The 25,262-nt window shown below is 64.6% G+C and carries 24 protein-coding genes and 1 pseudogene; 8 read left to right on the forward strand and 17 right to left on the reverse strand.

Annotated elements, in window-relative coordinates; all coding sequences use genetic code 11:
* Nucleotides 1-47: 47 nt before the first annotated feature.
* From uvrC to MB818_RS05300, 7 genes and pseudogenes are all read right to left on the reverse strand, one after another.
* Nucleotides 48-1,919: an excinuclease ABC subunit UvrC gene (gene uvrC / locus MB818_RS05270; protein WP_238904218.1), complete on the reverse strand. Its 1,872-nt coding sequence runs from the start codon at nt 1,917-1,919 to the stop codon at nt 48-50.
* Nucleotides 1,920-2,208: 289 nt separating this feature from the next.
* A pseudogene (locus MB818_RS05275) lies at nt 2,209-2,997 on the reverse strand (SDR family oxidoreductase); the annotation flags it as partial.
* 17 nt (nt 2,998-3,014) lie between these two features.
* On the reverse strand, nt 3,015-3,974 hold the full coding sequence (locus tag MB818_RS05280; protein WP_238904220.1) for a calcium/sodium antiporter: 960 nt from the start codon (nt 3,972-3,974) through the stop codon (nt 3,015-3,017).
* 168 nt (nt 3,975-4,142) lie between these two features.
* The gene (locus MB818_RS05285; protein ID WP_234176266.1) at nt 4,143-4,940 is read right to left on the reverse strand and encodes a S49 family peptidase; all 798 of its coding nucleotides are present in this window, start codon (nt 4,938-4,940) and stop codon (nt 4,143-4,145) included.
* A 113-nt stretch (nt 4,941-5,053) separates the two neighbouring features.
* Nucleotides 5,054-5,815 (reverse strand): ABC transporter permease, encoded by a 762-nt coding sequence (locus MB818_RS05290; RefSeq protein ID WP_234137162.1) that lies wholly within the window; start codon nt 5,813-5,815, stop codon nt 5,054-5,056.
* A complete protein-coding gene (locus MB818_RS05295) occupies nt 5,812-6,741 on the reverse strand; it encodes an ABC transporter ATP-binding protein (RefSeq protein WP_238904222.1) in 930 nt (309 codons plus the stop codon). Before MB818_RS05295 ends, MB818_RS05290 begins: the two co-directional genes overlap by 4 nt.
* A gap of 72 nt (nt 6,742-6,813) precedes the next feature.
* Entirely contained in the window at nt 6,814-7,326 is a 513-nt protein-coding gene (locus tag MB818_RS05300) for an SRPBCC family protein (RefSeq protein WP_238904224.1), read from the reverse strand.
* Between the two features lie 147 nt (nt 7,327-7,473).
* Here MB818_RS05300 and MB818_RS05305 point away from each other — a divergent pair, with 147 nt between their 5' ends.
* Nucleotides 7,474-8,457, forward strand: a complete 984-nt coding sequence (locus MB818_RS05305) for a DMT family transporter (RefSeq protein ID WP_238904227.1) — start codon at nt 7,474-7,476, stop codon at nt 8,455-8,457.
* Between the two features lie 2 nt (nt 8,458-8,459).
* On the opposite strand, the gene MB818_RS05310 is transcribed toward MB818_RS05305, so the two are convergent.
* On the reverse strand, nt 8,460-9,320 hold the full coding sequence (locus MB818_RS05310) for a crotonase/enoyl-CoA hydratase family protein (protein WP_234137158.1): 861 nt from the start codon (nt 9,318-9,320) through the stop codon (nt 8,460-8,462).
* 136 nt (nt 9,321-9,456) lie between these two features.
* Between MB818_RS05310 and MB818_RS05315 the strand changes: the two genes are divergently transcribed.
* Nucleotides 9,457-10,551: a CaiB/BaiF CoA transferase family protein gene (locus tag MB818_RS05315; RefSeq protein WP_238904230.1), complete on the forward strand. Its 1,095-nt coding sequence runs from the start codon at nt 9,457-9,459 to the stop codon at nt 10,549-10,551.
* Nucleotides 10,552-10,616: 65 nt separating this feature from the next.
* Here the strand turns inward: MB818_RS05315 and hemE are convergent, their stop codons facing one another.
* On the reverse strand, nt 10,617-11,651 hold the full coding sequence (gene hemE, locus MB818_RS05320; RefSeq protein WP_238904232.1) for a uroporphyrinogen decarboxylase: 1,035 nt from the start codon (nt 11,649-11,651) through the stop codon (nt 10,617-10,619).
* A 106-nt stretch (nt 11,652-11,757) separates the two neighbouring features.
* Here hemE and hemC point away from each other — a divergent pair, with 106 nt between their 5' ends.
* The 4 genes from hemC to MB818_RS05340 all read left to right on the forward strand — a co-directional run bounded on the left by hemC (nt 11,758) and on the right by MB818_RS05340 (nt 16,088).
* Nucleotides 11,758-12,717: a hydroxymethylbilane synthase gene (gene hemC / locus MB818_RS05325; protein ID WP_234142442.1), complete on the forward strand. Its 960-nt coding sequence runs from the start codon at nt 11,758-11,760 to the stop codon at nt 12,715-12,717.
* A gap of 89 nt (nt 12,718-12,806) precedes the next feature.
* Nucleotides 12,807-14,579, forward strand: coding sequence for an adenylate/guanylate cyclase domain-containing protein (locus MB818_RS05330; protein WP_238904234.1), 1,773 nt, complete (start codon nt 12,807-12,809; stop codon nt 14,577-14,579).
* Nucleotides 14,580-14,643: 64 nt separating this feature from the next.
* Nucleotides 14,644-15,588: a fatty acid desaturase family protein gene (locus tag MB818_RS05335; RefSeq protein WP_238904236.1), complete on the forward strand. Its 945-nt coding sequence runs from the start codon at nt 14,644-14,646 to the stop codon at nt 15,586-15,588.
* A gap of 80 nt (nt 15,589-15,668) precedes the next feature.
* Complete coding sequence (locus MB818_RS05340; RefSeq protein ID WP_234142445.1) at nt 15,669-16,088, forward strand: hypothetical protein; 420 nt, start codon at nt 15,669-15,671, stop codon at nt 16,086-16,088.
* Nucleotides 16,089-16,181: 93 nt separating this feature from the next.
* Here the strand turns inward: MB818_RS05340 and hemF are convergent, their stop codons facing one another.
* From hemF to clpS, 4 genes are read right to left on the reverse strand one after another with little or no spacing between them, the layout of a single operon-like run.
* Nucleotides 16,182-17,066 carry an oxygen-dependent coproporphyrinogen oxidase gene (hemF, locus tag MB818_RS05345; protein ID WP_238904238.1) on the reverse strand — a complete coding sequence of 295 codons (885 nt, stop codon included), beginning with the start codon at nt 17,064-17,066 and terminating at the stop codon, nt 16,182-16,184.
* 11 nt (nt 17,067-17,077) lie between these two features.
* Entirely contained in the window at nt 17,078-17,878 is an 801-nt protein-coding gene (locus MB818_RS05350) for an SDR family NAD(P)-dependent oxidoreductase (protein WP_234137150.1), read from the reverse strand.
* A 37-nt stretch (nt 17,879-17,915) separates the two neighbouring features.
* A complete protein-coding gene (locus MB818_RS05355; protein WP_238904240.1) occupies nt 17,916-18,881 on the reverse strand; it encodes a class I SAM-dependent methyltransferase in 966 nt (321 codons plus the stop codon).
* Nucleotides 18,882-18,926: 45 nt separating this feature from the next.
* On the reverse strand, nt 18,927-19,268 hold the full coding sequence (gene clpS / locus MB818_RS05360) for an ATP-dependent Clp protease adapter ClpS (protein ID WP_234137148.1): 342 nt from the start codon (nt 19,266-19,268) through the stop codon (nt 18,927-18,929).
* Between the two features lie 90 nt (nt 19,269-19,358).
* Here clpS and MB818_RS05365 point away from each other — a divergent pair, with 90 nt between their 5' ends.
* Both MB818_RS05365 and MB818_RS05370 read left to right on the forward strand, forming a co-directional pair.
* Nucleotides 19,359-20,060: an HAD family hydrolase gene (locus tag MB818_RS05365; protein WP_238904242.1), complete on the forward strand. Its 702-nt coding sequence runs from the start codon at nt 19,359-19,361 to the stop codon at nt 20,058-20,060.
* A gap of 304 nt (nt 20,061-20,364) precedes the next feature.
* On the forward strand, nt 20,365-21,750 hold the full coding sequence (locus tag MB818_RS05370; protein WP_234216133.1) for a D-alanyl-D-alanine carboxypeptidase family protein: 1,386 nt from the start codon (nt 20,365-20,367) through the stop codon (nt 21,748-21,750).
* Between the two features lie 71 nt (nt 21,751-21,821).
* On the opposite strand, the gene MB818_RS05375 is transcribed toward MB818_RS05370, so the two are convergent.
* Genes MB818_RS05375 through MB818_RS05390 form a run of 4 tightly spaced genes read right to left on the reverse strand, consistent with a single transcriptional unit; the run spans nt 21,822 to nt 25,245 of the window.
* Nucleotides 21,822-22,583: a LamB/YcsF family protein gene (locus MB818_RS05375; protein WP_238904244.1), complete on the reverse strand. Its 762-nt coding sequence runs from the start codon at nt 22,581-22,583 to the stop codon at nt 21,822-21,824.
* 10 nt (nt 22,584-22,593) lie between these two features.
* Nucleotides 22,594-23,592, reverse strand: coding sequence for a 5-oxoprolinase subunit C family protein (locus tag MB818_RS05380; RefSeq protein WP_238904246.1), 999 nt, complete (start codon nt 23,590-23,592; stop codon nt 22,594-22,596).
* Nucleotides 23,589-24,338, reverse strand: coding sequence for a 5-oxoprolinase subunit B family protein (locus MB818_RS05385; RefSeq protein WP_234137143.1), 750 nt, complete (start codon nt 24,336-24,338; stop codon nt 23,589-23,591). The genes MB818_RS05380 and MB818_RS05385 overlap by 4 nt, the downstream gene beginning before the upstream one ends.
* Nucleotides 24,325-25,245: a hypothetical protein gene (locus tag MB818_RS05390; RefSeq protein WP_238904248.1), complete on the reverse strand. Its 921-nt coding sequence runs from the start codon at nt 25,243-25,245 to the stop codon at nt 24,325-24,327. The genes MB818_RS05385 and MB818_RS05390 overlap by 14 nt, the downstream gene beginning before the upstream one ends.
* Between the last annotated feature and the right edge of the window lie 17 nt (nt 25,246-25,262).

Genomic DNA, 25,262 nt, shown 5'->3' on the forward strand with positions numbered 1-25,262 from the left:
AACGTCCTCCCCGCGTCAGCCAAGCGTAGGGCAAGGCAAATGGCAAGTCAGCTTTCGTGGAAGAAGTCGTAGATTTTCTGCGCCAGACCCTCGGAGACACCTTCGACCGCGGTCAGGTCGGCCAGATCGGCGCGGCTCACCGCCTTGGCGCTGCCGAAATGCGCAAGAAGTGCGCGTTTGCGGGCGGCGCCGACGCCGGGGATATCGTCGAGCGGAGTTGCGCTGACCGCCTTTGCCCGCTTGGCGCGATGGGTGCCGATGGCAAACCGGTGCGCCTCATCCCTGAGCCGCTGGATGAAATACAGCACCGGGTCGTTGCGTTTCAGGGCAAAGGGGTGCTGGCCGATGCGGTGGAACTCTTCCTTGCCGTGGTCGCGGTCGATGCCCTTGGCGACGCCGACCATCGGGATTTCCTCGACCCCGTGCGCCACCATGATTTCTTGCACCGCGCTGACCTGACCGGCGCCGCCGTCGATCAGCAACAGATCGGGCCACAGCCCCTTGTCGCGGTCCGGGTCCTCTTTCAGCAGCCTTGTAAACCGCCGGGTCAGAACCTCTTTCATCATGCCGAAATCGTCGCCCGGCGTCAGGTCGTCGCCCCGGATGTTGAACTTGCGGTACTGGTTCTTCATCAGCCCCTCAGGTCCGGCCACGATCATGCCGCCGACCGCATTGGTGCCCTGGATATGGCTGTTGTCATAGACCTCGATCCGCTTTGGCGGGCCGTCCAGGTCGAAGGCCTCGGCCAGGCCGCGCAGCAGCTTGGCCTGGGTCGCGCTTTCCGACATGCGCCGGGCCAGCGACTCGCGCGCGTTGCGCAGCGCGCCCGAGACCAACTCTGCCTTTTCGCCGCGCTGGGGCACCAGCAGTTCCACCTTGCGCCCGGCCTTCTCGCTCAGCGCCTCGGTCATCAGGTCTGCATTCTCGATCGCGTCCGACAGGATCAGCTGCCGGGGCGGTTCCTTGTTGTCATAGAACTGGCCCAGGAACGCCTCCATCACCTCGGCCGCCGAGACGTCCTCGCCCACGCGAGGATAGAAATCGCGGTTACCCCAGTTCTGGTTTGCCCGGATGAAAAAGACCTGCACGCAGGCCTGGCCGTTTTCGAGATGCAGCGCCACCACATCCGCCTCGGCCACGCCGCGCGGGTTGATGCCCTGTGCGCCCTGCACCGTGGTCAAGGCCCGGATCCGGTCGCGCAGGGCGGCGGCGCGCTCGAACTCCATCGCCTCGGAGGCGGCCATCATCTGTTCGGCCAATTCCTCCTGCACCCGGGTCGAGCGGCCCGAGAGGAACCGTTCGGCATCCTTGACGGCGGCGGCATAGTCAGCCTCGGATATCAGCCCCACGCAGGGTCCCGAACACCGCTTGATCTGATAGAGCAGGCAGGGCCGGGTGCGGCTGTCGAATACCGCGTCGGTGCAGTTGCGCAGCAGGAACGCCTTTTGCAGCTGGTTCAGGGTGCGGTTGACCGCACCGGCACTGGCGAAGGGGCCGAAATAGGTGCCCTTCTCCTTCTTCGCGCCCCGGTGTTTCTTGATCTGGGCAAAGGGATGATCCTTGGCCACCAGGATATTGGGAAAGCTTTTGTCATCCCTGAGCAGCACGTTGTATTTCGGCTTGAGCTGCTTGATCAGGTTCTGTTCCAGCAGCAGCGCCTCGGTCTCGGTGCGCGTGGTCAGGAACATCATCGAGGCGGTCTCGCGGATCATCCGCTCGATCCTCGGACTATGGCCTGGGCGGGCATAGTTCGACACCCGCGCGCGCAGGTTGCGCGCCTTGCCGACATAAAGCACCCGCGCCTGTGCATCGAGCATCCGGTAGACTCCCGGCGCGCCGCTCAGACTGCGAAGATAGTCCTGGATACAGGCATATCCGGTGACCGGGGAATCAGGTTGGGACGGGTTCGTGTCTTGCATGGGACCGAGATATGATTCTCTGGACCCCGCTGCAATCTTGTGGCGTCCGTTTCAAGAGGAAACAAATCCACGGATTATGTGGATAAGTCTGAAGACAAGTTTAAGACGCGCGGGATTTTCCCTTGTTTCGCGGGCGGTTTGCCGAGTTGCCTAAAAATTAGGCACCAATGCAACATATTGAATCTAAACAAAACTTTTTTAATTCGCTGCAAGCCAATGAAAACAAAGGTGTTTTTGTAACGCTTTCGTAACATGACTGACGCCGGTGCAAAACTCGCGGCGCAAACCTCTATTCCACCCCCAGAACATCGGGTGTGCGCCACCCCAGGTGCTGCCCGCCATCGACGCAAAGCAACTGTCCAGTTACCGCAGGGGCATCAAGGAAATATCCCAAAGCAGCGATGATATCCCGCGGGTTCGAACCGCGCCCCGAGATCGTGTTGGCCCGCTGCGCCGCGAAATGCTCTGGCGACTGGCGGTGACCTTTCAGGGTTGGGCCGGGTCCGATCGCATTGACCCGGATCGCCGGCGTCAGCGCCTGAGCGCTGGTTTGAGTCAGGGTCCACAATGCGGCCTTTGCCAGCGTGTAGGTCATGAACTCCGGTGTCAGCTTGCGCACCCGCATGTCGATCATGTTGACGATCAGCCCGCTCGCCATCGGCTCGCCATTGTCGTCCAGTATCGGTTCCAACCCCTGTGCTGCCATCGCCTGGGTCAGTACGAATGGCGCGCGCAGATTGCTTTCCATATGCCGATCCCAACTATGACGGCTGGCGCTGGACAGGCTGTCATATTCAAAGATCGAGGCATTGTTGACCAGGCAGGTGACAAGACCGCCCAACGCCTCGCTCGCGCGCGGCAAAAGGGCCTGCATCTGGTCCTCGTCCAGCAGATCGGCCTGAAGTGCTACGGCGCGTCGTCCCAAATGGTGGATCCGCTCCACAACTTCGGCCGCATCGGTCTCGGAGCGGGCATAGTGCACCGCCACATCATGACCGCGCCCGGCAAGATACAGCGCCATAGCGCGGCCCAGACGGATACCTGCCCCGGTGACAAGCGCCAATGCCATGACCGCTCCTCTCTGTTGCGGGTCGCCTAAACGAGGACGACAACGATATAGACGAGGTAGATACCCGTCAGGAACACCCCCCAGGTGCGGGTGATGTCCCACTTGAAGAACACGAAGGGGATAAGCAGCAGCGAGGCTGCCAACATCACCCAGAGGTCGAAACGCAGGAATTCCGGATCGACCGGGATGGGGCCGAACATCGTAGCCACACCGATGATGGCCAGCAGGTTGAACATGTTCGACCCGATCACATTGCCCAGCGCCACATCCGCCTGACGTCTGAGCGCCGCCATAACGGTGGTGGCCAGTTCGGGCAACGAGGTACCGACAGCCACCAGTGTCAGGCCGATCACGGTTTCGCTGACCCCGTAGGTGCGCGCGATGATCGAGGCATTGTCGACCAGCAGATGCGCGCCCATCGGCAGCCCGATCAGACCCAGCAGCAGATAGATGCCGATGCGCCACCAGGGCATGTCGGGGTCGGCTTCTTCCAGCACCTCCAGATCGTCATCGGCACAGGGGTCGCCATAGGCCTTGCGATGGGCATGCGCCTCGCGAAAGGCATTGGCCAGCATCAATCCCAGACCGGCCAGCAGGATCAGACCGCTGGTGGCGGTAAAGGTGCCGCAAAAGGCCAGGCCGATGAAAAGGACCGAGGCAAGGATCATCAGCACATAGTTGCGACGGCTGTCGCATTCGCTGGTGTGCAGCGTCGCCAGCAGCGCGGGAACCCCCAGAACCAGCAGGATGTTGGCGGTGTTCGAACCGACCACATTGCCCAGTGCGATGCCCGGGGCATGCTCCAGCACCGCCTTGATCGAGATCAGCAGCTCCGGCGCCGAGGTACCGAAGGCCACGATCGTCAGGCTGACGATCAGCGCGGGCACGCCCAGCCGCAGGCTGAGATTGACCGCGCCCCGTACCAGCGCGTCCCCGGCCAGAAGCAGGATGACCAGCCCCAGCGCCGATAGGATCCATGGCATCATGCGCGGCCTCCATGTCCACAGGCACAGGGGCCCTTGCCGATCCTGTAGCGCCCGCACCGCGGACATTTTGCCGATTTCAACCGGGACGCGCCCGGAAACCGCAAACGTCCGAACATGGCGAGAACCATCATGCCAACCAGGAAAAGGGCGACGATCTTTGTCAGCATGTCAGAGACCGAAACGCGCAAAGGCCGCGCGCTCCTCGATACCGGCAAGGGCGTCCTCGGCCAGATGCACGCCGATGCGCGACCAGAACGGGCGGCGGATACCATAGCGGCGGAACCGCACCTTGTCGCCGAACCGCTCCTGCATCTTGGGCTTCAGATGGGCGATACCGTCGATCAGCCCCAGATCGCGGGCCCGCGCGCCCAGCCAGACCTCGCCGGTGAACAGGTCTTCGGTAGCATCCAGCCGGTCGCCGCGACGTTCTTTGACATGAGTGATGAAGTTCTGGTGGATGTCGCCCAGCAATCCCTTGAGCCGGGTCACATCCTCTTTCTTTTCCGGGCTGAACGGGTCGAGCATGGATTTCGACTTGCCCGCCGTGTGTACCCGCCGTTCGAACCCTTGGCGCGCCAGGAACACATGCGCGCCGAAGCTGGCCGAGATTACCCCGATCGAGCCCAGGACCGAGCTGTCATCGGCCCAGATCTCGTCAGCGGCGCAGGCCAGCCAATACCCGCCCGAGGCGGCAACATCCTCGACAAAGGCATAAACCGGCATCTCATGCTCGGTCGCCAGGCGCCGGATGCGCGCCCCGATCAGCGAGCTTTGCACGGGCGAGCCGCCGGGCGAATTGATTTCCAGCGCAACGGCGGCAGGCTTGCCCTTGCGAAAGGCGCGCTCCAGCATGGGGGCAAGCGTGGTGTCGTTCAGCGCCCCGCGCCCGGCGAGACCAATCGCACCGGACAGGCGAACCACGGCCACCAGAGGCGGCTTTTTCTTAAACGGAAGGGCGAGTGTCATGGCAGCCGATGTAGAGCGCGCCCTGCCGACAAACAAGACGCGCGGCATGACAGATACGCGACGGCAACACATTTCCCACAGCGAACGGGCATATTTGCAACGTGCTCCTCCTCTTAACTGCGAATGCGCCAGCCGGTCCGGAAGATCCACCAGATCACTGCCAGGCACAGCCCCGTGAACCCGGCAATCGCTAACAGGCTCAACCCAACGGGCACATCGGCCAGCCCGTAGAACGACCAGCGAAACCCCGAGATCAGATAGACCACCGGGTTGAACAGGGTCACCGTTTGCCAGACCGGTGGCAGCATCGAGATGCTGTAAAACGTACCGCCCAGAAAGATCAGTGGTGTCACCACCAGTTGCGGCACCAGCGACATCTGTTCGAAATTGCTGGCCCAGATGCCGACGATGAAGCCAAGCAGCGAGAAGCTGAGACAGGTCAGCACCAGAAAGGCTGCCATGGCAAAGGGATGCTCGATCCTGAGGTCGACAAAGAAGCTGGCGGTCACCAGGATCACCAGCCCCACAAACAGCGCCTTGGTCGCCGCCGCGCCGACATAACCTATGACGATCTCGATGAAATTGACCGGCGCCGAGAGCAGTTCATAGACTGTGCCGAGGAATTTCGGGAAGTAGATCCCGAAAGAGGCGTTCGAGATCGACAGCATCACCACCGACAGCATGATCAGCCCGGGCACGATGAACGCGCCATAAGAGACACCTTCGATTTCCTGGATGCGGCTGCCGATGGCGGTGCCGAACACCACGAAATAGAGCGAGGTGCTGAGCACCGGCGAAATGAAACTCTGCGCCAGGGTGCGAAAGAACCGGGCCATTTCGAACCGGTAGATGGCGGCAATGGCGGCCCAGTTCATTGTGTCTCTCCCTTGACGAGGGTGACGAAGATCTCTTCCAGGCTCGATTGGCGGGTCACCACGTCGCGCAATACTAGACCGGCCTCGGCCACGTCGTTCAACAGCGTGGTGATCCCGGTCCGGTCGGCATGGGTGTCATAGGTATAGATCAGCACATCCCCCGCCGCGCCCAGCAACAGGTTGTGACGGGCGAGGCTGGCCGGGATCGTGGAAATCGGTCGGGTCAGCAGCACGTCCAGCTGTTTGCGGCCCATCCGCGCCATCAGCTTGGCCTTGTCCTCGACCAGCAGCAGTTCGCCCTTGTTGATGACGCCGATGCGGTCGGCGATGGCCTCGGCCTCTTCGATGTAATGGGTGGTCAGGATTATGGTGACACCGGCGGCCTTCAACTCGGCCACGATCTCCCACATGTCCTTGCGCAGTTCCACATCGACCCCGGCGGTGGGTTCGTCCAGGAACAGCACGCGCGGGTCATGCGCCAGCGCCTTGGCGATCAGCACCCGGCGTTTCATCCCGCCCGAGAGTTCCTTGATGGCGTTGCGGCGCTTGTCCCAGAGGGACAGCTTGCGCAGCACCTCCTCGATGCGGCCATCATTTGCGCGCTTGCCGAACAGCCCGCGCGAAAAGCGGACGGTGTTCATCACCGTTTCAAAGGGTTCCAGCGCGATTTCCTGCGGCACCAACCCGATCATCTGCCGGGCGGCACGGAACTCCTCCTGAATATCGTGCCCGCCCACGGTGACGCTGCCCGATGTCGGCGTGGTGATGCCGCAGATGGTCGAGATCAGCGTGGTCTTTCCGGCGCCATTGGGGCCGAGCAGCGCCAGAATCTCACCCTCGCGAATGTCGAGCGAAACGCCCTTGAGCGCCTCGAACCCGTCGGCATAGGATTTTCGCAAGTCCCGGATCGAAAGAATGGTCGTCATGTATTGGTCCCGTTCTGGCCGGAACCCTACAATCTGCCGCAGCAAGGGAACAGAGCGAATATGCAGCCCCGCTCAGCCGCGCCCGAACCAGGTTTTGCGGGGCGGGGCGGCCTCTTTGGCCCCTTGCGGGTCCTCGTCGGCCTCGGCCGTGAACTGCGCTTGCAGGTTGTCAAAGAACTGGTCCGCCATCTTGCGAGCGAACCCGTCGATGATCCGGTTGCCAAGCTGGGCCAGCTTGCCGCCCACCCGCGCCTCGGCCCGGTAGGACAGCAGCGTTCCGCCCATATCACTGGGGGCAAGCCGGACCTCGGCGCCGCCCTTGGCAAAGCCCGCCGCGCCGCCCTTGCCCTCACCTGTCAGGGTCAGCCCCGCGCCCGGCACCAGATCCGAGAGGGTGACGGTGCCGCGGAACGTCGCCTTCACCGGCCCGACCTTTTGCACCACCACCGCCTCGAAACCGCCATCGGCGGTGCCGGTCACCTCTTGCGCGCCGGGCACGCAGGCGCACAGGACCGCGGGGTCGAGAAGCGCGCTAAAAACCGTTGCGGGGTCGGCCGCGATCGTGCGGGTGTCGTGCAGGTGCATGGGGTGCCTCCGTTCTGCGTGCCGGACTTGTGCTAACGCCCGGCCCGGCATGCGGCAACCACAGGGGCTATCGAAAATGGGCATGGCACACCGGCCAAACCGTGATAGCCAGAGACAGGGCGCGGGCGCCCGGACAGGATCCACGATATGACCGAGACCGCACAACACCGGCCAGGTGCCGGAATTGCCTTTATCATGGCCGGAATGCTTGCCATTTCGCTCAACGACATGCTGGTCAAGCAGTTGTCGGGCGCCTATCCGTTGCACCAGATCGTCTTTACCCGCTCGGCGGTGGGGATCGTGCTGTCGCTTGGGCTGGTCTGGATTGAGGGTGGCTTGCGCATCCTGAAAACGCGACATCCCTTCCTGCACGCCCTGCGCGGCCTGCTGGTCGTGATCTCGAACATGAGCTTTTTTGCCGCGCTGGCGGTGGCGCCTCTGGCGGATGTGACGGCGCTGTTCTTTGCAGCACCGCTGTTCATCACGCTGTTGTCGGTGCCAATCCTCAAAGAGCGTGTCGGCCCGATGCGCCTGGGCGCGGTGCTGGTCGGCTTTTCGGGCGTGATCCTGATGCAGCGCCCGTGGCAAGGGGCCGAAAGCCTGGAGGCAAGCAGGCTTGTCCTGCTGCTGCCGGTTCTGTCTGCCCTGACTTATGCGCTGCTGCAACTGATGACGCGCAAGCTGGGCGTCAGCAGCAAGGCCTCGGCCCTTTCGGTCTATATCCAGCTGATGTTCATCCTGGTGGGCGCATTGTTCTATCTGGTCGCGGGCGATGGTCGGTTCGTCGACGAAAGCTCGGACCCCAGCCTGATCTTTCTGCTGCGCGCCTGGACATGGCCCAGCGGACAGGACTGGCTGTTCCTGACCGGTCTGGGTCTCAACTCGGCCATCATCGGCTATTGCCTGGCACAGGCCTATCGCCAGGCCGACGCGGCAACGGTGGCGCCCTTCGAATATGTCGGATTGCCGCTGGCGGTATTCTGGGGCTGGATGATCTGGGGCGATCTGCCGGATTGGGAGGTCTGGGCCGGAATGGCGCTGATCGCAGGTTCAGGCCTGTTCGTGTTCCTGCGCGAACAACGCCAGCGCAGAACTGGCGTAAGGTCGGGCAGCCGCGCGGGCCGGGTCTGAGCCTAGCGGTTCCGCTTGGGGATCGCCTCGTTCGCTGTCCAGTCCCAGGTGCCCTGATCGCGCTCGTCCACCGCCTGTTTCCAGCCCACCGCCTCGGCCCGTTCCTTGAAATGGATGCCTTCGGGGCTGTGCCGGGTGATGCCGTCGAAAATCGTTGCCAGCCGCTGGGTCTGCATCAGCCCGGTCTGCTCGATCGCCTGGTTGATCACCAGTTTCTGCATCGCCAGCTGGTTGATCGGCACCGTCGCCATACGCGCGGCCAGTTCCTCGACCCGGTCGTCCAGACGCTCCGCCGGCACCGCCTCCAGCACCAGCCCCATATCCGCCGCCTGACGCCCGGTGATCTTGTCGCCGGTGAACAGCATCCGCTTGGCCCGTTCGGCCCCCAGCCGATAGACCCACATCGCCGTGGTGGGACAGCCCCAGACCCGCGAGGGCATGTACCCGATCTGCGCATCCTCGGCCATGATCGTCATATCGGCACATAGTGCGATATCCGACCCGCCCGCCACTGCGAAGCCGTGCACCTTGCACAACACCGGTTTCACCGCCCGCCAGAGTGACATGAAGTGCTGGGTATTGGCCCACATGAACCGATAGTCTTTTATGGGATCCCAGGGCATCGGCTGGGTCACGTCGCCCGCCCCGTTGCCCTCGGCGTAATAGGTCAGGTCATAGCCCGCGCAGAATGCGCGCCCCGCCCCCGACAGCACCATCACATGCACACCCGGATCGGCATCGGCCCGCGCCACGGCAGCGGCCAGCGCGCCGGGCAGCTCATCATTGATGGCATTCATCACCTCGGGCCGGTTCAGCGTGATCCGGGCGATACGCCCGTCCTTTTCATAGGCAACAACGGACATGTCTTCCTCCCTGACTGCACCCTAGCAGAGCATGCGAAACGGCGCGCACAAAACGCAACGCCACGTCATGCGTCACCGCCGCGCTTGATTTCGGCACGCGGGGCCGGGAACCTGCCGCAAAGAGAAGGAGAGCATCATGCTGAACGGCATCCGCATCGTCGAGATCGAGGGGCTGGGCCCCGGGCCCTTTGCCGCCATGCTGCTGGCGGATCTGGGCGCCGACGTGATCACCGTGCATCGCAAGGGCGGCGCGGTGACACCCGGCATGCCGGAGCGTTCGCTTCTGGACCGCGGCAAACGCTCCATCGCGCTCGACCTCAAGGATGCCGCAGACGTCGCCACCGCCCGCGCCCTGATCGCCAGTGCCGATGCCCTGATCGAAGGCTTCCGCCCCGGTGTGATGGAGAAGCTTGGCCTTGGTCCTACGGAGTGCCATGCGCTGAACCCGGCGCTGGTTTATGGCCGGATGACCGGCTGGGGCCAGGACGGGCCGCTGTCCCATGCCGCCGGGCATGACCTCAACTATATCTCGCTCTCGGGCGCGCTCTGGTACGGCTCGGCCCCCGGCGATGCGCCGCAGACGCCCGCGACACTGGTGGGCGATATCGGCGGCGGCGCCATGTATCTGGTGACCGGCCTGCTCGCGGGCCTGCTGAATGCCCGCGCCACCGGGCAGGGCACGGTGGTCGATGCCGCGATCTATGACGGCTCGGCCCATATGATGAACCTGCTGATGAGCCTCGGCCAGACCGGCAGCCTGTCCGAGACACGCGGCCGCAGCCTGCTCGACGGGCCGCATTGGAGCCGGACCTATGCCTGCGCCGATGGCGGCCACATCACCGTGCAATGCCTCGAGCCCAAGTTCTATGCGCTCTTCCTGGAGCGGCTCGGCCTGTTGGACGACCCCGAGTTCTCGCAGCAGTTCAATCCGAAGCTATGGCCCTCGCTCACCGCCCGCCTCGCCGCGCTTTTCGCGACACAGCCGCGCGACCACTGGGCCGATCTCTTCCTCGGCACCGATGCCTGTGTCGCGCCCGTCCTCAGCCCGCACGAGGCGCAGCACCAGCCGATGAACGCCGCCCGCCGCACCTGGGCCGAGATCGACGGCACGCTTCAGGCCGCCCCCGCTCCCCGTTTCAAAGACCGCGACTGGCAGCCGAAACCCAGTCCCGCGCGCGGGGAACACACGGCGGAGATCCTTGCAGAACTGGCCCAGCCCGGGACTCCCTGACCCGCCCCTTCATTTCGCCCAAAATACTCCGGGGAGCGCGAGGGGCAGCGCCCCTCGCTCCGCACTCAACCTTCGCGCACCGTGTCGATCATCAGCTGCACGTTTGCAGGATCGGCATCCGGCGTGATGCCATGGCCCAGGTTGAAGATATGCGGCCCCTTGGAAAACGCCTCGACAATGCGCCGCGTCTCGTCCACCAGCGCCTGACCGCCGGTCACCATATGCGACGAGGCCAGGTTGCCCTGCACGCAGCCATCCACCTGTACATGCGCCGCCGCCCAGTCGGGCGTCACCGAATTGTCGAGCGCCACGCAATCGACGCCGGTGGCCTTGGCAAAGCCGACATAGCCCTCTCCGGCCTCGCGCGGAAATCCGATCACCGGGATACCGGGATGGCGCTCTTTCAGCGCCTTTGTGATCTCGCGGCAGGGCTCCAGCGCATACTTGGTGAAGGCCTCGCCCTTCAGCGACCCGGCCCAGCTGTCGAATATCTTGACCACCTCGGCGCCCGCTTCGATCTGGGCGCTCAGGTATTCGATGGTGGCCGCTGTCAGCCGTTCGATCAGCGCATCGAACAGCGCCGGATTGCCCTCGCGCAGCGCATGCGCCGGGCCCTGATCCGGTGTGCCGCGCCCTGCGATCATATAGGTGGCGACCGTCCAGGGCGCCCCGGCAAAGCCGATCAGCGCCGTCTCTGACGGCAGTTCGCGGGTCAGGATACGCACCGTCTCATAGATTGGCGCCAGCGTTTCGTGGATCGCCTCGACCGGCTTCAGCCGGTCGAAATCCGCCTGCGCCCCGATAGTCGACAGACGCGGCCCCTCGCCGGTCTCGAACCACAGATCGGCCCCCAGCGCCTGCGGCACCAACAGGATATCGGCAAAAAGGATCGCCGCGTCGAACCCATAGCGGCGGATCGGTTGCAACGTGACCTCGGCAGCCAGTTCGGGGTTATAGCACAGCGACAGGAAGTCGCCCGCCTGCGCGCGGGTGGCGCGATACTCGGGCAGGTACCGTCCGGCCTGCCGCATCATCCAGATCGGCGGGGTGTCCAGCACCTCGCCCGCCAGCACCCGCAGCAGTTTCTTTGTCTCGGCCATATCTGCCCCCATCCTTCACTTTGCGCCACGGGTCTGCGTTCGGCGGCAATTTGTCAAGCGCAGCCCCCATTGTCAGGGCAATGTGACGCGACTAAAGCTGACGTCCATGAAAATCGCACTTCCCTCTCCCGCATCGCCGCTGAAGATCGGCACCCGTGGCTCGCCTTTGGCGCTGGCGCAGGCGTATGAGACCCGCCGCCGCCTTGGTGCCGCATTCGACCTGCCCGAGGACGCATTCGAGATCGTGGTGATCACCACCACCGGCGACAACCGCGCGATGATCGAGGCGGACCGCCCGCTGAAAGAGATCGGCAACAAGGGTCTCTTCACCAAGGAGATCGAAGAGGCGATGCTGCGCGGCGATATCGACATCGCGGTGCACTCGACCAAGGACATGCCGGTGGAACAGCCCGCGGGCCTGGTGCTCGACACCTTCCTGCCACGCGAGGATGTGCGCGACGCTTTCATCTCGCCCAGCCATTCGGCAATCCGCGACCTGCCGCAGGGCGCCGTGGTCGGTACCTCGTCGTTGCGCCGCAAGGCGCAGTTGCTGAACCGTCGGCCCGACCTCAATGTGGTCGAATTCCGCGGCAATGTGCAGACCCGCCTGCGCAAGCTCTCCGAAGGTGTCGCCGAATGCACCTTCCTCGCCATGGCTGGTATCCGGCGGCTGAACATGGCCGAGGTGCCCGCCACCGCAATCTCGCCCGACGACATGCTGCCCGCCATCGCGCAGGGCGCCATCGGGATCGAGCGACGCGCCGATGATACCCGCGCCGGTGACATGCTGGCCGCCATCCACCATGCCGAGACCGATCAGCGGCTGGCCGCCGAGCGCGCGCTGCTCGCCGCACTCGACGGGTCCTGCGAAACCCCCATCGCCGGTCTGGCCGAGCTGGACGGCACCACCCTGCGTCTGCGCGGCGAGGTACTGCGCCCCGACGGGTCCGAGGCGATCGCGCTCGACCGCAGCGGCGACGTGGCCGATGGTCCGGCACTGGGTACCCAGATGGCGCGTGACCTGCTGGCACAGGCGGGGCCGGGCTTTTTCGACTGGCGCGGATGACCACCCGCGCGGCCTTTGCCGCTTTGCCATCGCCGGTTCCCCGGGCATAGTAGGCGGGGCGCAGTGCTGCGCCCGCCCGGAGACCCCGCATGGACCGCCGCTTGACCACAATCCTCGCCGCCGACCTGTCGGGCTACTCGCGCCTGATGGCTGTGGATGAGGAAGGCACGGTCACCCGCCTGCGCCACCTCTTTGACCACATCATCCGCCCGGGCCTGTCCCGCGAAGGCGGGCGGCTGATCAAGACCATGGGCGACGGCATGCTGGTCGAGTTCGCCTCGCCCGTCGCCGCCCTGCGGTCGGCCGTCGCCATCCTGCAACGGGTGGCGCGCGACCAGGCCGAAAACGCCCCCGACACCCGGATGTTGTTCCGGGTCGGTATCCACCTGGGCGACGTGATCAGCGATGGCGACGATATCCTGGGCGACGCGGTCAATATCGCCGCCCGGCTCGAAAGCCTGGCCACCCCCGGCGGCATCTGCATCTCCCGCAGTGTCCATGACCAGGTGCGCGGCAAGGTCGCCGCCGAGCTGATCGAACTGGGCCCGCAGCCGGTCAAGAACATCCCCGACCCGGTCGAGGTCTGGCGGGTGGACGCAGAGGGCATCGCCTGCGCCGCGGACAAATCCCTGGTGCGCACCGAACTGCCCGCCGTTGTCATCCTGCCCTTTGACAACATGTCGGCCGACCCGGAACAGGACTTCCTGGCCGATGGCATTGTCGAGGACGTAACCACCGAACTCAGCCGCTTCCGCACCCTGACCGTGATCGCCCGCAACTCGGCCTTTGCCTACAAGGGCAGCCACAAGGACGTGCGCCAGATCGCCGAGGAACTGGGCGTGCGTTATGTGGTCGAGGGTTCCGTCCGACGCGCAGGCGACCGGCTGCGCGCCACCGCGCAGCTGATCGATGCCCGGACCGGCGCCCATGTCTGGGCCGAACGCTGGGACCGGACCATGGCCGATCTGTTCGATCTGCAAGACGAGCTGACCGCCGCCATCGTTTCCGGGGTGGAGCCGGAACTGGGCGCGCACGAACGTAATCTGGCGCGCCGCAAGCCCACCGACAGCCTGACCGCCTGGGAGATGTGCCAAAAGGGTTATTCCGAATTCACCCGCTACACCGACGAGGGTTATTCGCAGGCACATGCCTTCTACACCCGCGCCATTGCCGCCGATCCGGATTTCGCCTTGCCGCACGCGCTGCTGGCGCGCCTCGCCTGGGTGAAGGTCATTACCGGGCGGACGCGCGACCCGGCCGCCGAAATCTCGACTGGGCTAGACCATGCTGCGCAAGCCATCGAGCGCGACGATCGCCTTGAAATCGGTTATGTCGCGCTGGGCGTCCTGCTGGCTATAACCGGGCGGGAACAGGATGCCGCCGACGCGCTGGACAAGGCCGAGGCGCTCAATCCCAACAACGCGGTGCTGCATTTCGGTCGCTGCCACGCCTGCCTGTTCATGCAAAGGCTCGATTGCGACCGGCTGGAGCGGGCCGCCCGCACCGCACTGCGCCTGAACCCCAAGGACCCGATGGCCTGGGGCTTCTGGTTCCAGCTTGGCAATGCCTTCACTTTTCGCAACACCGACGCCGCCGATCCCGAGGCGCTGGCCGCCTATGAGACCGCCTGCCGGTTTCCCAATGCGGACTACTTCGTCTTCATGGCCACCGCGCTGAAACACGCCAAGCTTGGCAACCGGGACAAGGCTGCGCATTACCTTGCTCAAGCACGCGAAAGATACCCGGCCCTGACGGCTGAATTCTGGCGCCGCGCCTTCCGCTTTCCGATCTGGGCGCGCTGGGTAGCGGCCGACGAAGCCAATATCCAGATCCTGATCGATCTCGGCCTGCCCCCGGAATGACGTGGCGCTCTGTTTGACAGGCCCGTCCCCGACCTGAGACCCTTTCCGCCATGGAGGACCACGCATGACACCGGGAAAGGCCTATCTCAACACCGAGGAAATCCGTCCGCTGGCGGAACGGTCGGACCTGATGGGCGTCTGGCTGGTCGCCCATTGCTGGGGCACCATTGCGCTGGCTGTGGCGCTGTTTGGGCTTTGGTCCAACCCGCTGACCTTTGTGCTGGCGGTGATCGTGATCGGCTCGCGCCAGCTGGGCCTTGCCATCCTGATGCACGAGGCGGCGCATAACGCGCTGTTCCGCAACCGACGGCTCAACGATCTGGTGGGCGAATGGCTCTGTGGCCGTCCGATCCTGGCGGAACTGGCGGCCTATCGCCATTACCACCTGACCCACCATCGCTTTACCCAGACAGACAAGGACCCCGACCTTGTCCTGTCGTCGAAATTCCCCACGTCGCATGCTTCGATGAAACGGAAATTCGCGCGCGACCTGACCGGGCGTACCGGGATCAAGCAGCTGACCGGTCAGATCCTGATGTCCTTCCGCCTTGCTGGCGATGACGAGGCGATCAAGGCCGCCGCGTCCGATTTCGCGCAAAGCTTCAAGGCGCCGCAACTGTGGAAATCGCTGCCGGTGTTTCTGGCCGTCGCCCTGGCGATGAGCCTTGCAGGCGACTGGTGGTGGGGGCTGGCCTTCTGGATCCTGCCCTATCTCACCTGGTTCCAGTTCGTCCTGCGCATCCGCAATATCGCCGAACATGGCGCCACCGAACAATCCGAGGACCCGTTCCGGAACGTCCGCACCACCCTTGCCGGGCCGATCGCGCGCCTGCTGGTGGCGCCCTATTGGGTGAACTACCACCTCGAACACCACATGATCATGCATGTGCCCTGCTACAACCTGCCCCGGATGCACGCGCTACTCCTCGACAAGGGGCTGGGTGGCCGGATGAAAACCGCCCCCAGCTATGGCGCCGCCTTGCGCGAGGCCGGCTGGCGCAGCGCCTGACGCGTGCCGTCATCATTGGCGCTAGCGGCGAATCCCGTTATCCTGTCCCGGCCAACTCATTGAAGAGCAGGAGTAATACCATGACATGGCGCAGGACAGGCTGGACCCTCGTCACCGCGGCGTTGCTGCTGCCCGGTATGGCGATGGGGTTTCAGGCCTTCAACCGGTTCGAAGTCTATCCCGTCAGCAAGGGGGTGTTCGAAGTGGTCAACCGGCATGGTTCCGCGCCCAAGGATTTCTGGTGCGGCGCGGGTGATTACGCCATCCGCGTGCTGCGCACCAGCGCGACCCAGCGCATCTACCTGTGGCAGGCGGTGGGACCGGCGGTCACGGTCAAGGGCCGCAAGGGCGTGCAGTTCTCCCTGCAACCACCCCAAGGCGCCGATACCAACCCGGGTTATTCGATCAGCGTCAAAAAGGTCGGCGACAACATGACAGCGTCGATGGCACAGAACTATTGCTACGACCGGCTGACCGACGATTTCTGGCTCCGTCCCTGACAATGGGTAAACCGGCCCGCCCCTTCACTTTGCCGAAAATACTCCGGGGGAGTCACCGCAGGTGACGGGGGCAGCGCCCCCCGCCCGCCCTGGTCAGATCCATTTCGCCAGCGGTGGCAGGCTCATCAGCACCGCGTTGGCGTCATGCCCGGTCTCCAGCCCGAATTTGGTGCCCCGGTCATAGACCAGGTTGTATTCGGCATAGAGCCCGCGATGCACCAGTTGCGCCTCCTTCTCGGCCTCATCGAACGGCTGCACCCGGCGGCGTTCGACCAGCGGCAGATAGGCGGGCAGGAAGGCGCGACCGATATCCTGCGTCAGCGCGAAATCCGCCTGCCAGTCACCGGTACACAAATCATCCATGAAGATACCGCCGACGCCGCGCGCCCGCTTGCGGTGCGGGATATAGAAATACTCGTCCGCCCAGGCCTTGAGGCGGGGATAATGCTCGCTCCCATGCGGGTCCAGATGCGCCTTCTGCGTGGCGTGAAAATGCGCTGTGTCCTCGGCGTATTCGATACAGGGGTTCAGGTCCGAGCCGCCCCCGAACCACCAGGCATGCGGGGTCCAGAACATGCGCGTGTTCATATGCACCGCCGGCACATGCGGGTTCTGCATATGCGCCACCAGGCTGATGCCCGAGGCCCAGAAACGCGGATCGTCCGCCATGCCGGGAATGCCCTTGCGCGCGGCCATCGCCGCCTGCGCCCGCTCACCCAGCGTGCCGTAGACGGTCGAGATATTGACGCCGACCTTCTCGAACACCCGGCCGTCGCGCATCACGCTCATCAGCCCGCCGCCCGCGTCCGAACCATCGTCGGATTGCCGCGTGGTCTCGGTCACCTCGAACCGGCCCGGCGCCATGTCACTGAACGGCCCCTCGGAATGGCTGTCTTCCAGCCCCTCGAATGCGGCAACGATCTGGTCACGCAGATCGCGGAACCAGGCGGAGGCGGTGGATTTCTCGGTCTCGAACATCTGGTCTTCCTTCAATGCGCGGGGGCGGCCACCGGGTCCAGCAGGGTGCGACCGCCATCGACCGTCAGGATCTGTCCGGTCATGAAGCTCGACGCATCCGAGGCCAGATATTGCGCGGTCAGCACCAATTCGTTCGCGGCGGCGACCCGGCCCAGCGGCGTGTGCCGCTCGATATCCTTGCGAAAGTCGCGGTTGTCCTTCAGCGCCACTTGCAGCGAAGCGCTCATCACCGAGCCGATGGCAATGGCATTGACCCGGATCCGCTGTGGCGCCAGTGCCACCGCCAAGGCGCGGGTCATCTGGTCCAGCGCGGCGGTCGAGACCGAATAAGCCAAGAGGTCGGGGTGAGTCCGCCGGGCGGCGACCGAGCTCAGGTTGATGATCGCACCGGCCTGCCCTTCGCCGTTTTCGCCAGCCTGCTTGATCATTCTCTTGGCCACCGCCTGGCTGAGGCGATAGGCCGGGAACAGGTTCTGATTCAGGGCCACGCGCACCGAGTCGTCCTCGGAATCCAAGGGATCGGTGGGAATCACCTGCCGTGCACCGTTGACCAGAATGTCGATCTGGTCGAAAGCGTCTATCGTGGCGGATAGCAGGTTGGCGACTGTCAGCCGCTCGCGCAGGTCGCCGGCGAAATAGCGGATGTTGCCATCTTCGGCAAAATCGCCCAGCTGCTCCTCCAGCCCCTTTTCGTCCATGTCCGCGAACATGACATTGGCCCCGGCCGAAGCGAATTGGCGCGCGATGGCAAGGCCGATACCGTTGGCCGCGCCGGTGACGATGGCGGTCTTGCCTGCGATGGAAAAGGACATGAGCTTTCTCCTGACTTTGGGCGCAACTTAGCCGGGTTCAGCGCCGGGGGCGAGAGGCGTGGAAAACCTTGAACCGGTTGTCGCCCGCGACCTCGTCCACCTGCTGGAACCGTTCGTTCAGCGCCGCCTCGTAGGGCAGGTGCCGGTTGGCCACCATCCAGAGCTGCCCCGACCCGGACAGATTGCGCGCGGCCGCCGCGATGAAGCCCTGGCCAAGCGACGGTTCGGCGGCACGCCCGGTGTGAAACGGCGGGTTCATCACAACGCAATCCAGCCGCTCGGGTGCTTGCCAGCTCAGCACGTCTGCCCAATGAAAGCTGGCGCGCGGATCGTCGATATTGGTGCGTGCACAGTCCAGCGCGACATGGTCGGCCTCGACCAGATGCAGCGCTCGCACCCCCTCGCGCGCCAGGACCCCCGCAGACAGATACCCCCAGCCCGCGCCCAGATCGGCGATCACCTTTCCGGGCTTCTTCGGCAGCGCGGCCAACAGCAGGGCAGAGGCCGGATCGACCCCATCGGCGGAAAACACGCCGGGCGCGGTGCGGAACCCTGCGACCCGCTGATCGCCGGGTGGGGTCCAGTCGGAAAAATCCACCGCATCGACGCGGAACCAGAAAATCTTGCCATGCGCCTTGGACAAAGGCCCCTCGACCACGACCCGCTTGCGAATGTCTTTCAGCAGGCTGTCGATCCCCTCGGTCTTGGCCCCGTCCACCACCACCTGACCGGAGGCACGGCGGCACGCCTCGGCCACCATCGCGCGCGCCAGCGCCTTGGCGCGCGGCAGGAATACCACCGCATCAGAACAGGGCGCATCCGACTGCGCCACGGTATGAAAGCCGCGCGCGGCGAAATGGTCGTGCCAGGGGCGATAAGGTTGCACCACCTCGGTATCGGGCGGCAGCGCCGACAGGTCGTGATCGGGCGTCGGACCCAGCACCGAAACAGGCGTGGTCAGGTCCAGCCCCGAGGCCAGCGCAAGCTCAAGACGCGAAGACATGTTCGGATATCCGTTCCGGGACCTTGCGGCGCAAATGGCGCGGCATCAGTCCTCTTTTTCCATGGTGCATTGCAGCGGGTGCTGATGACGGCGGGCGAAATCCATCACCAGGCTGACCTTGGTCTCGGCGATCTCGTGGCTGAACACACCAACCACCGCGACCCCCTTCTTGTGTACGGTGAGCATGATCTCGAACGCCTGCGCGTGGTTCATGCCAAAGAACCGTTCCAGCACATGCACGACAAATTCCATCGGCGTGTAGTCGTCGTTCAGCAGCAGCACCTTGTACAGCGGCGGGCGCTTGGTCCTGGGGCGCGTCTGCAACAGGACCGAGGCATCGTTGTCCTGGTCATGCTTGTCCGACATCATGTGCTGTTGTGCGGTCATGGGGTGCGCGTTTCCGATTCCGGGTTCGGTTTGGTCGCAAGCTTATATAACCTTAGCGTGGAAATGGAAAAGAGAAAGCAAACGCGACAGATGGCGCAAAATCTGACCACTGTCGGCTTTGATGCCGATGATACGCTCTGGCATAACGAGCGGTTCTTTCAAATGACGCAGGACCATTTCGCAGGGCTGCTGGCCGATTTCGCCGAAGCCGATCACCTGATGGAGCGGCTGTTGGCCGCCGAACGGCGCAACATCCGCCACTATGGCTACGGGGTCAAAGGGTTCACCCTGTCGATGATCGAAACCGCGATCGAGGTGACCGAGGATCGGGTACCCGCGGCCGTGATCCGGCAGTTGATCGAGGCCGGGCAAGAGATGCTGGCGCACCCGATCGAGCTGTTGCCGCATGCCCGCGCCACGGTCGAGGCGTTGGCGCAGACCCATCGTGTGCTGCTGATCACCAAGGGCGACCTGATAGACCAGGAACGCAAGCTGGCGCAATCAGGGCTGGGCGACCTGTTTCACGGGGTCGAAATCGTCTCGGAAAAGACGGCCAAAACCTATGAGAGGGTCTTCGAACGTCATGGCGAGGGGGCCGGTCGGGCGATGATGGTCGGCAACTCCATGCGCTCGGATGTGCTGGCGCCGATCCAGGCGGGGGCCTGGGGCGTTCATGTGCCTCACGGCCTGGAATGGGAGATCGAAAGGGCCGACCCGCCCGAGGACCGGTCCCGGTTTCACAGCCTGCCCGACCTAGGTGCCTTGGCCAGTTTTGTCGCGCGGCTCGACTGACGCAGAACCAACATGTCTTGTGACCTGTGTTACGAAGCGTACACATTCGAATCACGTGGTCTCGCGCCACAAAATTGCCATGATCGCCGGTGTTGGGTCAGGCTTTGAACCAGCCCCTACATATGGTTCACTTGAGCGAAGGAAAATCCGCCGAAGCATGCAGCGGGCGGGTTTATTTCGGGAATCCGCTGTGTTAGCCTTGTAGCAAGCAAAACAAACTAGCCAGCCGGAAACCGGCGGCGTGAGGCAGACAGAGGCAATGATCGTGCAGGTTCGGCAAACAATGCCGGCCCGTTTGGGCCTAATGCTATTCTTCGCGTTCTGGATGATCGCGGTTCTCGCTGGCGTTGTCAGGGCAGCTCCCTATGCGGCGATGGTGATCGACGCGCGGACCGGTGAGGTGTTGCATTCCACCAATGCCGATACCCGTCTGCACCCTGCCTCTCTTACCAAGATGATGACGCTCTATATCGCCTTCGAGGCGGTCCGGAATGGCGAGTTGACCATGGACACCCAGGTGCGGATCGACCCGTTCGCGGCCAAGGAACCGCCCTCGAAACTGGGCCTGCGCGCGGGTCAGAAAATCGCCTTTCGCTATCTGGTTCGGGCCGCCGCGGTGAAGTCGGCCAATGATGCCGCCACCTCGATCGGGATTGCCATTTCCGGGTCAGAGGCCGCCTTTGCCCGGCGCATGAACCGTACTGCCAAGGCGCTGGGGATGACGCGCACCACGTTCAAGAACGCCCATGGGTTGACCGAATCCGGCCATCTCAGCACCGCGCGTGACATGACCACGCTGGGGCGGCATCTGCTGTATGATTACCCGCAGTACTACAACCTGTTCTCGCGCCGCCAGACCAGCGCCGGGATCAAGACCGTTGCCAATACCAACCGCCGCCTGCTGGACGCCTATCAGGGTGCCGACGGGATCAAGACAGGCTATACTCAGGCGGCCGGCTTCAACCTTGTCGCCTCGGCCAAGCGCGGCGACGAGCGGGTGATCGCCACCGTTTTTGGCGGCAAATCGAGCACCGCGCGCAACGCCAAGGTCGCCGAGTTGCTGGATCTCGGTTTCCGCAAGGCGCCGTCGCGTGCACCGATCCGACGTCCCGACATGCCGCTCTATGCAGGCGAGGTCGGGGAAAGCTCGAAAACCGTGCGCGTCGCCGGCGCCCCCAGCAGCAGCCTGCGACCCAATCAGCGCCCGGGCGGCGCTATCGCCACCGTTGTTGCACAGGCGGTTGCCGAAACCGCCCGTCAAGACGAAGACCGCATTCAGGCCGGCATCAATGCCGCCATGGCCCAGGCCGATGTCGTCACGCAGAAAACCGACGCTCCCGATGTGGGCGTCCGTCCCAGCATGCGGCCTGAAAACCTGATCCTTGCAGCGGTTGAACCCGATGCCGAACCGGAACCCGAACGCGAGGTGGTCACCCGGCTGTCGACCTCGGGCGGGCATCTTTGGGGCATCAATATCGGGCGCTATCCCAACCGCTATGACGCGGAAAAGGTGTTGCTGCGCACCGCGCTGGCCGAAGTGTCGACACTGGACGGTTCGTTGCGCAAGGTGCACCAGTCCTCGAAAGGGTTCGAAGCCACGTTTCAGGGCATGACCCGCGATCAGGCCGACCGCGCCTGCCGCCGACTTCAGGCCCGCAACGTCACCTGTTTCATGATCGGGCCGTCATAAGGCCCGGCGCACGACGACCTCGTGAGTATTGGCCGCAGTCCCAAGCTGCGGCCTTTTCTTTTCCCGCTCGCTCAGCGTTCGAATGCGGTGACGCGGACGCCGCCCTCTTCCAGGCACGCCCGCACCGAGCGGGCGATCTGGACAGCGGTCGGCCCATCGCCATGCAGGCAGATCGTGTCGACCGAGCTCTCAAGATGTTTGCCGCTTTCGGTTATGATGGCGCCCGCGCGCACCATTTCGAGCATGCGCGGCCCGGCCACCTCCGGGTCATGGATAACTGCGCCGGGCAGCGACCGGTCGACCAGCGTGCCGTCGTCGTTATAGGCGCGGTCGGCAAAGATCTCGCCCACCCATTTGCAGCCCAGTTCGCGCACCGCCTGTTCCTGTTTGGTGACCGCCAGCACCATGATGATGATATCGGGGGCGACGTCCAGCGCGCCCTGGTAACAGGCACGCGCCATGTCCTGATCGACCGAGCACATGTTGGCCAGCGCCCCGTGCAGTTTCAGATGCCGGACCTGCGTGCCCACCGCCCGCGCCATGCCCAACGCGGCGCCCAACTGATATCGCACCATGTTGCGCAGGCTGTCATGCGGCACCTTCATGTTGCGCCGACCGAACCCTTGCAGGTCGGGAAAACCCGGATGCGCGCCGATACCCACGCCGTTTTCCGCCGCAAGCGCCATGGTCTTCGCCATCACGTCCGGGTCGCCCGCATGAAAGCCGCAGGCGATATTGGCCGAGGTGATGATCTTCAGCAGGCTGTCATCGTCGCCCATCTTCCAGGGGCCAAAGCTTTCGCCCATGTCGGCGTTCAGGTCCACTTGGGTCATGCTATGCTCCTCAGTCATTGGCGGACACGACGCCGCTGATCAGTTGGTAGGACAGAAGGTCGGGAATGTCATGCGGGTCGCGCACCAGTGGATCGACCCGAGCTGACAGCCGCGCAAGGTCCTTGAGCCAGGTCGCGTGCAGCGTGACCGCCTCGTCCAGCGACACGAACTGAAAGCGTACCGCGCCCCCCGGCGGCGTCTGTGCCGCGCGCGGCAGGTCGCAGGGCAACACGGTCGCGATCCGGGGATAGCCGCCCGTAGTCTGGCATTCGGGCAGCAGGATGAACGGGTTGCCGGTGCCGGTCATCTGGATGTCGCCGGGCGAGATCACCTCGGACAGGATGTTGAGCTGCCCCTTAGCGGCAAAACCCGGACCGTCGCTGTCCATCTGCATGCCCATCCGGTTGGCGCGCGGGCCACGGCGGAACTCGGTCGCCTCGAACCGGGCCAAGGTTTCGGCATCGAACAGTGCGGTCTGGAAACTGGCCACCACCCGCAGGGTGCCGCCACCGAACCGATCTTCGGCGGCGATCTTCATGCCCGCCTCGCCCTTGTCCGGCCCGTTTTCCAGCGTATCGCCCACGGCGACAGCGCGGCCGACCCGCGCCGCCAGATGCGCCGAGCGCGAGCCGAGAAAAGGCTCGGTTGCAATGCCGCCACCCAGATGCAGATATCCATAGCCGCCACGCAACACCGCGCCGATGCTCAGCCGCTGGCCCTTGGCCAGCGCGTGCGAGGCGTTCCAGGCGACCGGGCTGCCGTCTATGCTGGCCTGCATCGGTGCACCGGTGAGTGCGATGCGCACAGGCGAGACGGCCTCGAACTCGCCGCCCATGCCGGCCATTTCCAGCGCCGCCAGATCGGGTTTCTGACGGAGCAGCGCCGCCCCTTCGTATAGCGCGCGCAGATCGGCGGCGCCCGAGCGGGACAGGCCCTGGTCCAGGTAGCCTTCACGCCCCTGGTCCTGGATGGTGCAGGCGGGGCCGATGCGGTGGACGATCAGGCTCATGCCGCGATCTCCTCGACCGTGGCGCCGCCGGTGCCGTCCTCGTTATGGGCGCGGATATGCTCCAGTTCCGCCCGCTCGATAGGTTCGAACACCATTTCGTCGCCGGGGTTAAGCGCGAATGTCGGCTCCATCCCCGGGCGGAAGCAACGGAACGCGGTCTGGCCGATATGGCGCCAGCCGGTGGGTGTGGGGCCTGCAAAGACGATGAGCTGGCGTATGGCACATACCAGCGCTCCCTCGGGCACCATCGGGGTGAGCTGTTGCAGGCGAGGGATGTCGAACTCGGGCGCCAGTGGCCCGAGATAGGGTTGGCCAGGCGCAAAACCGATGGTCAGCACCCGCACGCGCGATTTTCCCAGACGGCGGACCGCCTCGTCCACGTCCAGACCCGCGGCGGCGGCGGCGTCCTCGAGCTGCGGCGCCAGATCGGTGCCATAGACCGTGGGCACCCGCCACAGTTTGCGGCCCGAGGGCAGTGGCGCGGCATACCAGTCGCGTTCGGCCAGCAGGGCGGCCAGCCGGGCCTGCACCTCGGCATGGCTCAGGCGCAGCGGGTCAAAGCGCAGATAGGCCGAGGCGAGCGAGGTCGAGCTTTCCACTACGCCCTCCCACCCGGCCTCGTGCAGCGCGCCGCGAAAGGCCAGCGCGGCCCGGTTCGACGGTTCGGTCATGGTGTCGGCAAAGGTGACGAGTGCACCATCCAGACCGACGGTCCGTATCAGGGGAAAGGGGTCAGCGCGGGTCATAGAGCCTCCGCATCAGGGTCGGGGTCAGGTACATGGGAAACTGGTAGCATCCCAGAAAGATCAACAGCGGCTCGGTCACTTCGCTGGGCAGAGCGACAAAGAACAGAGCAAAGTTGCGGTTGCCCGCAACGATCGAAGTGGGCACCGGATCGGCGCCGCCCGTGGCGCGCAGGGTCAGAAAGCACAGGGCCTGCCCGCCCAGATTGATGGCAAAAGCCGCCAGCAGCCAAAAGACCAGCTCGCCCGGGCGTTCGGTCATGGCCGGGCGCACCGCTGACATCAGCGCGATCACGATCACCGCCAGCGCGATCACCGTCAGCCCGTCCAGCGCGCGGCGGTTCAGATCACTCAGATGCCGCGCACCCCAATGGCGCAGGGCAAAACCGCAGCCCGCCGCCGCAAGGATGACCGTTAGCAGGCGCAGGGCGGCGCCAAACACCTCGGCCGGGTCGCCAAAGGCGGGCAACAGCCAGAACACCGGAATCGCGGTCAGCGGCAACAGCGCCGTGCCCAGAATCAAGAGCCGCAGCGCCGGCGCCGGGTCATGCCCCAGCAGGATGGTGAAATTGGCCGAGCCGGTGACCGAGGGCGCAGCCAGAACCAGCGCCGCCACCAGCGCCAATGGCGTTACCGGCAAGCCCAGCAGGTGCAGGCCCAACAGGAACAGGATCGGCAGCGCCAGTTGCAGCACCAGAACCCGGCGGGCGGTTCGGGTCAGGTCCGCCAGCGAGCCTGCCGCATCGACCGGGCCGATGCGAAAGGCGGTCAGGAACAGCAACAGCGCCACCAGTTGCGGGATCCAGGGCCGCATTACCGCCGCCAGCCCGGGCAGGGCCAGGCCAGCGGCCAACCCCACCATCAGGCCCAGCCTGCCATGCCGGGCAACAAAGGCCAGCGCCTGTTGCATTATCCCTGCTCCCTTGC

It is taken from the genome of Ruegeria alba (genome assembly GCF_022321465.1).
Classification (GTDB): Bacteria; Pseudomonadota; Alphaproteobacteria; order Rhodobacterales; family Rhodobacteraceae; genus Ruegeria_B; species Ruegeria_B alba.

Coding starts and splice junctions, on each gene's coding strand:
- uvrC (WP_238904218.1), bottom strand. CDS start 1,919: ATGCAAGACACGAACCCGTCCCAACCTGATTCCCCGGTCACCGGATAT.
- MB818_RS05280 (WP_238904220.1), bottom strand. CDS start 3,974: ATGATGCCATGGATCCTATCGGCGCTGGGGCTGGTCATCCTGCTTCTG.
- MB818_RS05285 (WP_234176266.1), bottom strand. CDS start 4,940: ATGACACTCGCCCTTCCGTTTAAGAAAAAGCCGCCTCTGGTGGCCGTG.
- MB818_RS05290 (WP_234137162.1), bottom strand. CDS start 5,815: ATGAACTGGGCCGCCATTGCCGCCATCTACCGGTTCGAAATGGCCCGG.
- MB818_RS05295 (WP_238904222.1), bottom strand. CDS start 6,741: ATGACGACCATTCTTTCGATCCGGGACTTGCGAAAATCCTATGCCGAC.
- MB818_RS05300 (WP_238904224.1), bottom strand. CDS start 7,326: ATGCACCTGCACGACACCCGCACGATCGCGGCCGACCCCGCAACGGTT.
- MB818_RS05305 (WP_238904227.1), top strand. CDS start 7,474: ATGACCGAGACCGCACAACACCGGCCAGGTGCCGGAATTGCCTTTATC.
- MB818_RS05310 (WP_234137158.1), bottom strand. CDS start 9,320: ATGTCCGTTGTTGCCTATGAAAAGGACGGGCGTATCGCCCGGATCACG.
- MB818_RS05315 (WP_238904230.1), top strand. CDS start 9,457: ATGCTGAACGGCATCCGCATCGTCGAGATCGAGGGGCTGGGCCCCGGG.
- hemE (WP_238904232.1), bottom strand. CDS start 11,651: ATGGCCGAGACAAAGAAACTGCTGCGGGTGCTGGCGGGCGAGGTGCTG.
- hemC (WP_234142442.1), top strand. CDS start 11,758: ATGAAAATCGCACTTCCCTCTCCCGCATCGCCGCTGAAGATCGGCACC.
- MB818_RS05330 (WP_238904234.1), top strand. CDS start 12,807: ATGGACCGCCGCTTGACCACAATCCTCGCCGCCGACCTGTCGGGCTAC.
- MB818_RS05335 (WP_238904236.1), top strand. CDS start 14,644: ATGACACCGGGAAAGGCCTATCTCAACACCGAGGAAATCCGTCCGCTG.
- MB818_RS05340 (WP_234142445.1), top strand. CDS start 15,669: ATGACATGGCGCAGGACAGGCTGGACCCTCGTCACCGCGGCGTTGCTG.
- hemF (WP_238904238.1), bottom strand. CDS start 17,066: ATGTTCGAGACCGAGAAATCCACCGCCTCCGCCTGGTTCCGCGATCTG.
- MB818_RS05350 (WP_234137150.1), bottom strand. CDS start 17,878: ATGTCCTTTTCCATCGCAGGCAAGACCGCCATCGTCACCGGCGCGGCC.
- MB818_RS05355 (WP_238904240.1), bottom strand. CDS start 18,881: ATGTCTTCGCGTCTTGAGCTTGCGCTGGCCTCGGGGCTGGACCTGACC.
- clpS (WP_234137148.1), bottom strand. CDS start 19,268: ATGACCGCACAACAGCACATGATGTCGGACAAGCATGACCAGGACAAC.
- MB818_RS05365 (WP_238904242.1), top strand. CDS start 19,359: ATGGCGCAAAATCTGACCACTGTCGGCTTTGATGCCGATGATACGCTC.
- MB818_RS05370 (WP_234216133.1), top strand. CDS start 20,365: ATGCTATTCTTCGCGTTCTGGATGATCGCGGTTCTCGCTGGCGTTGTC.
- MB818_RS05375 (WP_238904244.1), bottom strand. CDS start 22,583: ATGACCCAAGTGGACCTGAACGCCGACATGGGCGAAAGCTTTGGCCCC.
- MB818_RS05380 (WP_238904246.1), bottom strand. CDS start 23,592: ATGAGCCTGATCGTCCACCGCATCGGCCCCGCCTGCACCATCCAGGAC.
- MB818_RS05385 (WP_234137143.1), bottom strand. CDS start 24,338: ATGACCCGCGCTGACCCCTTTCCCCTGATACGGACCGTCGGTCTGGAT.
- MB818_RS05390 (WP_238904248.1), bottom strand. CDS start 25,245: ATGCAACAGGCGCTGGCCTTTGTTGCCCGGCATGGCAGGCTGGGCCTG.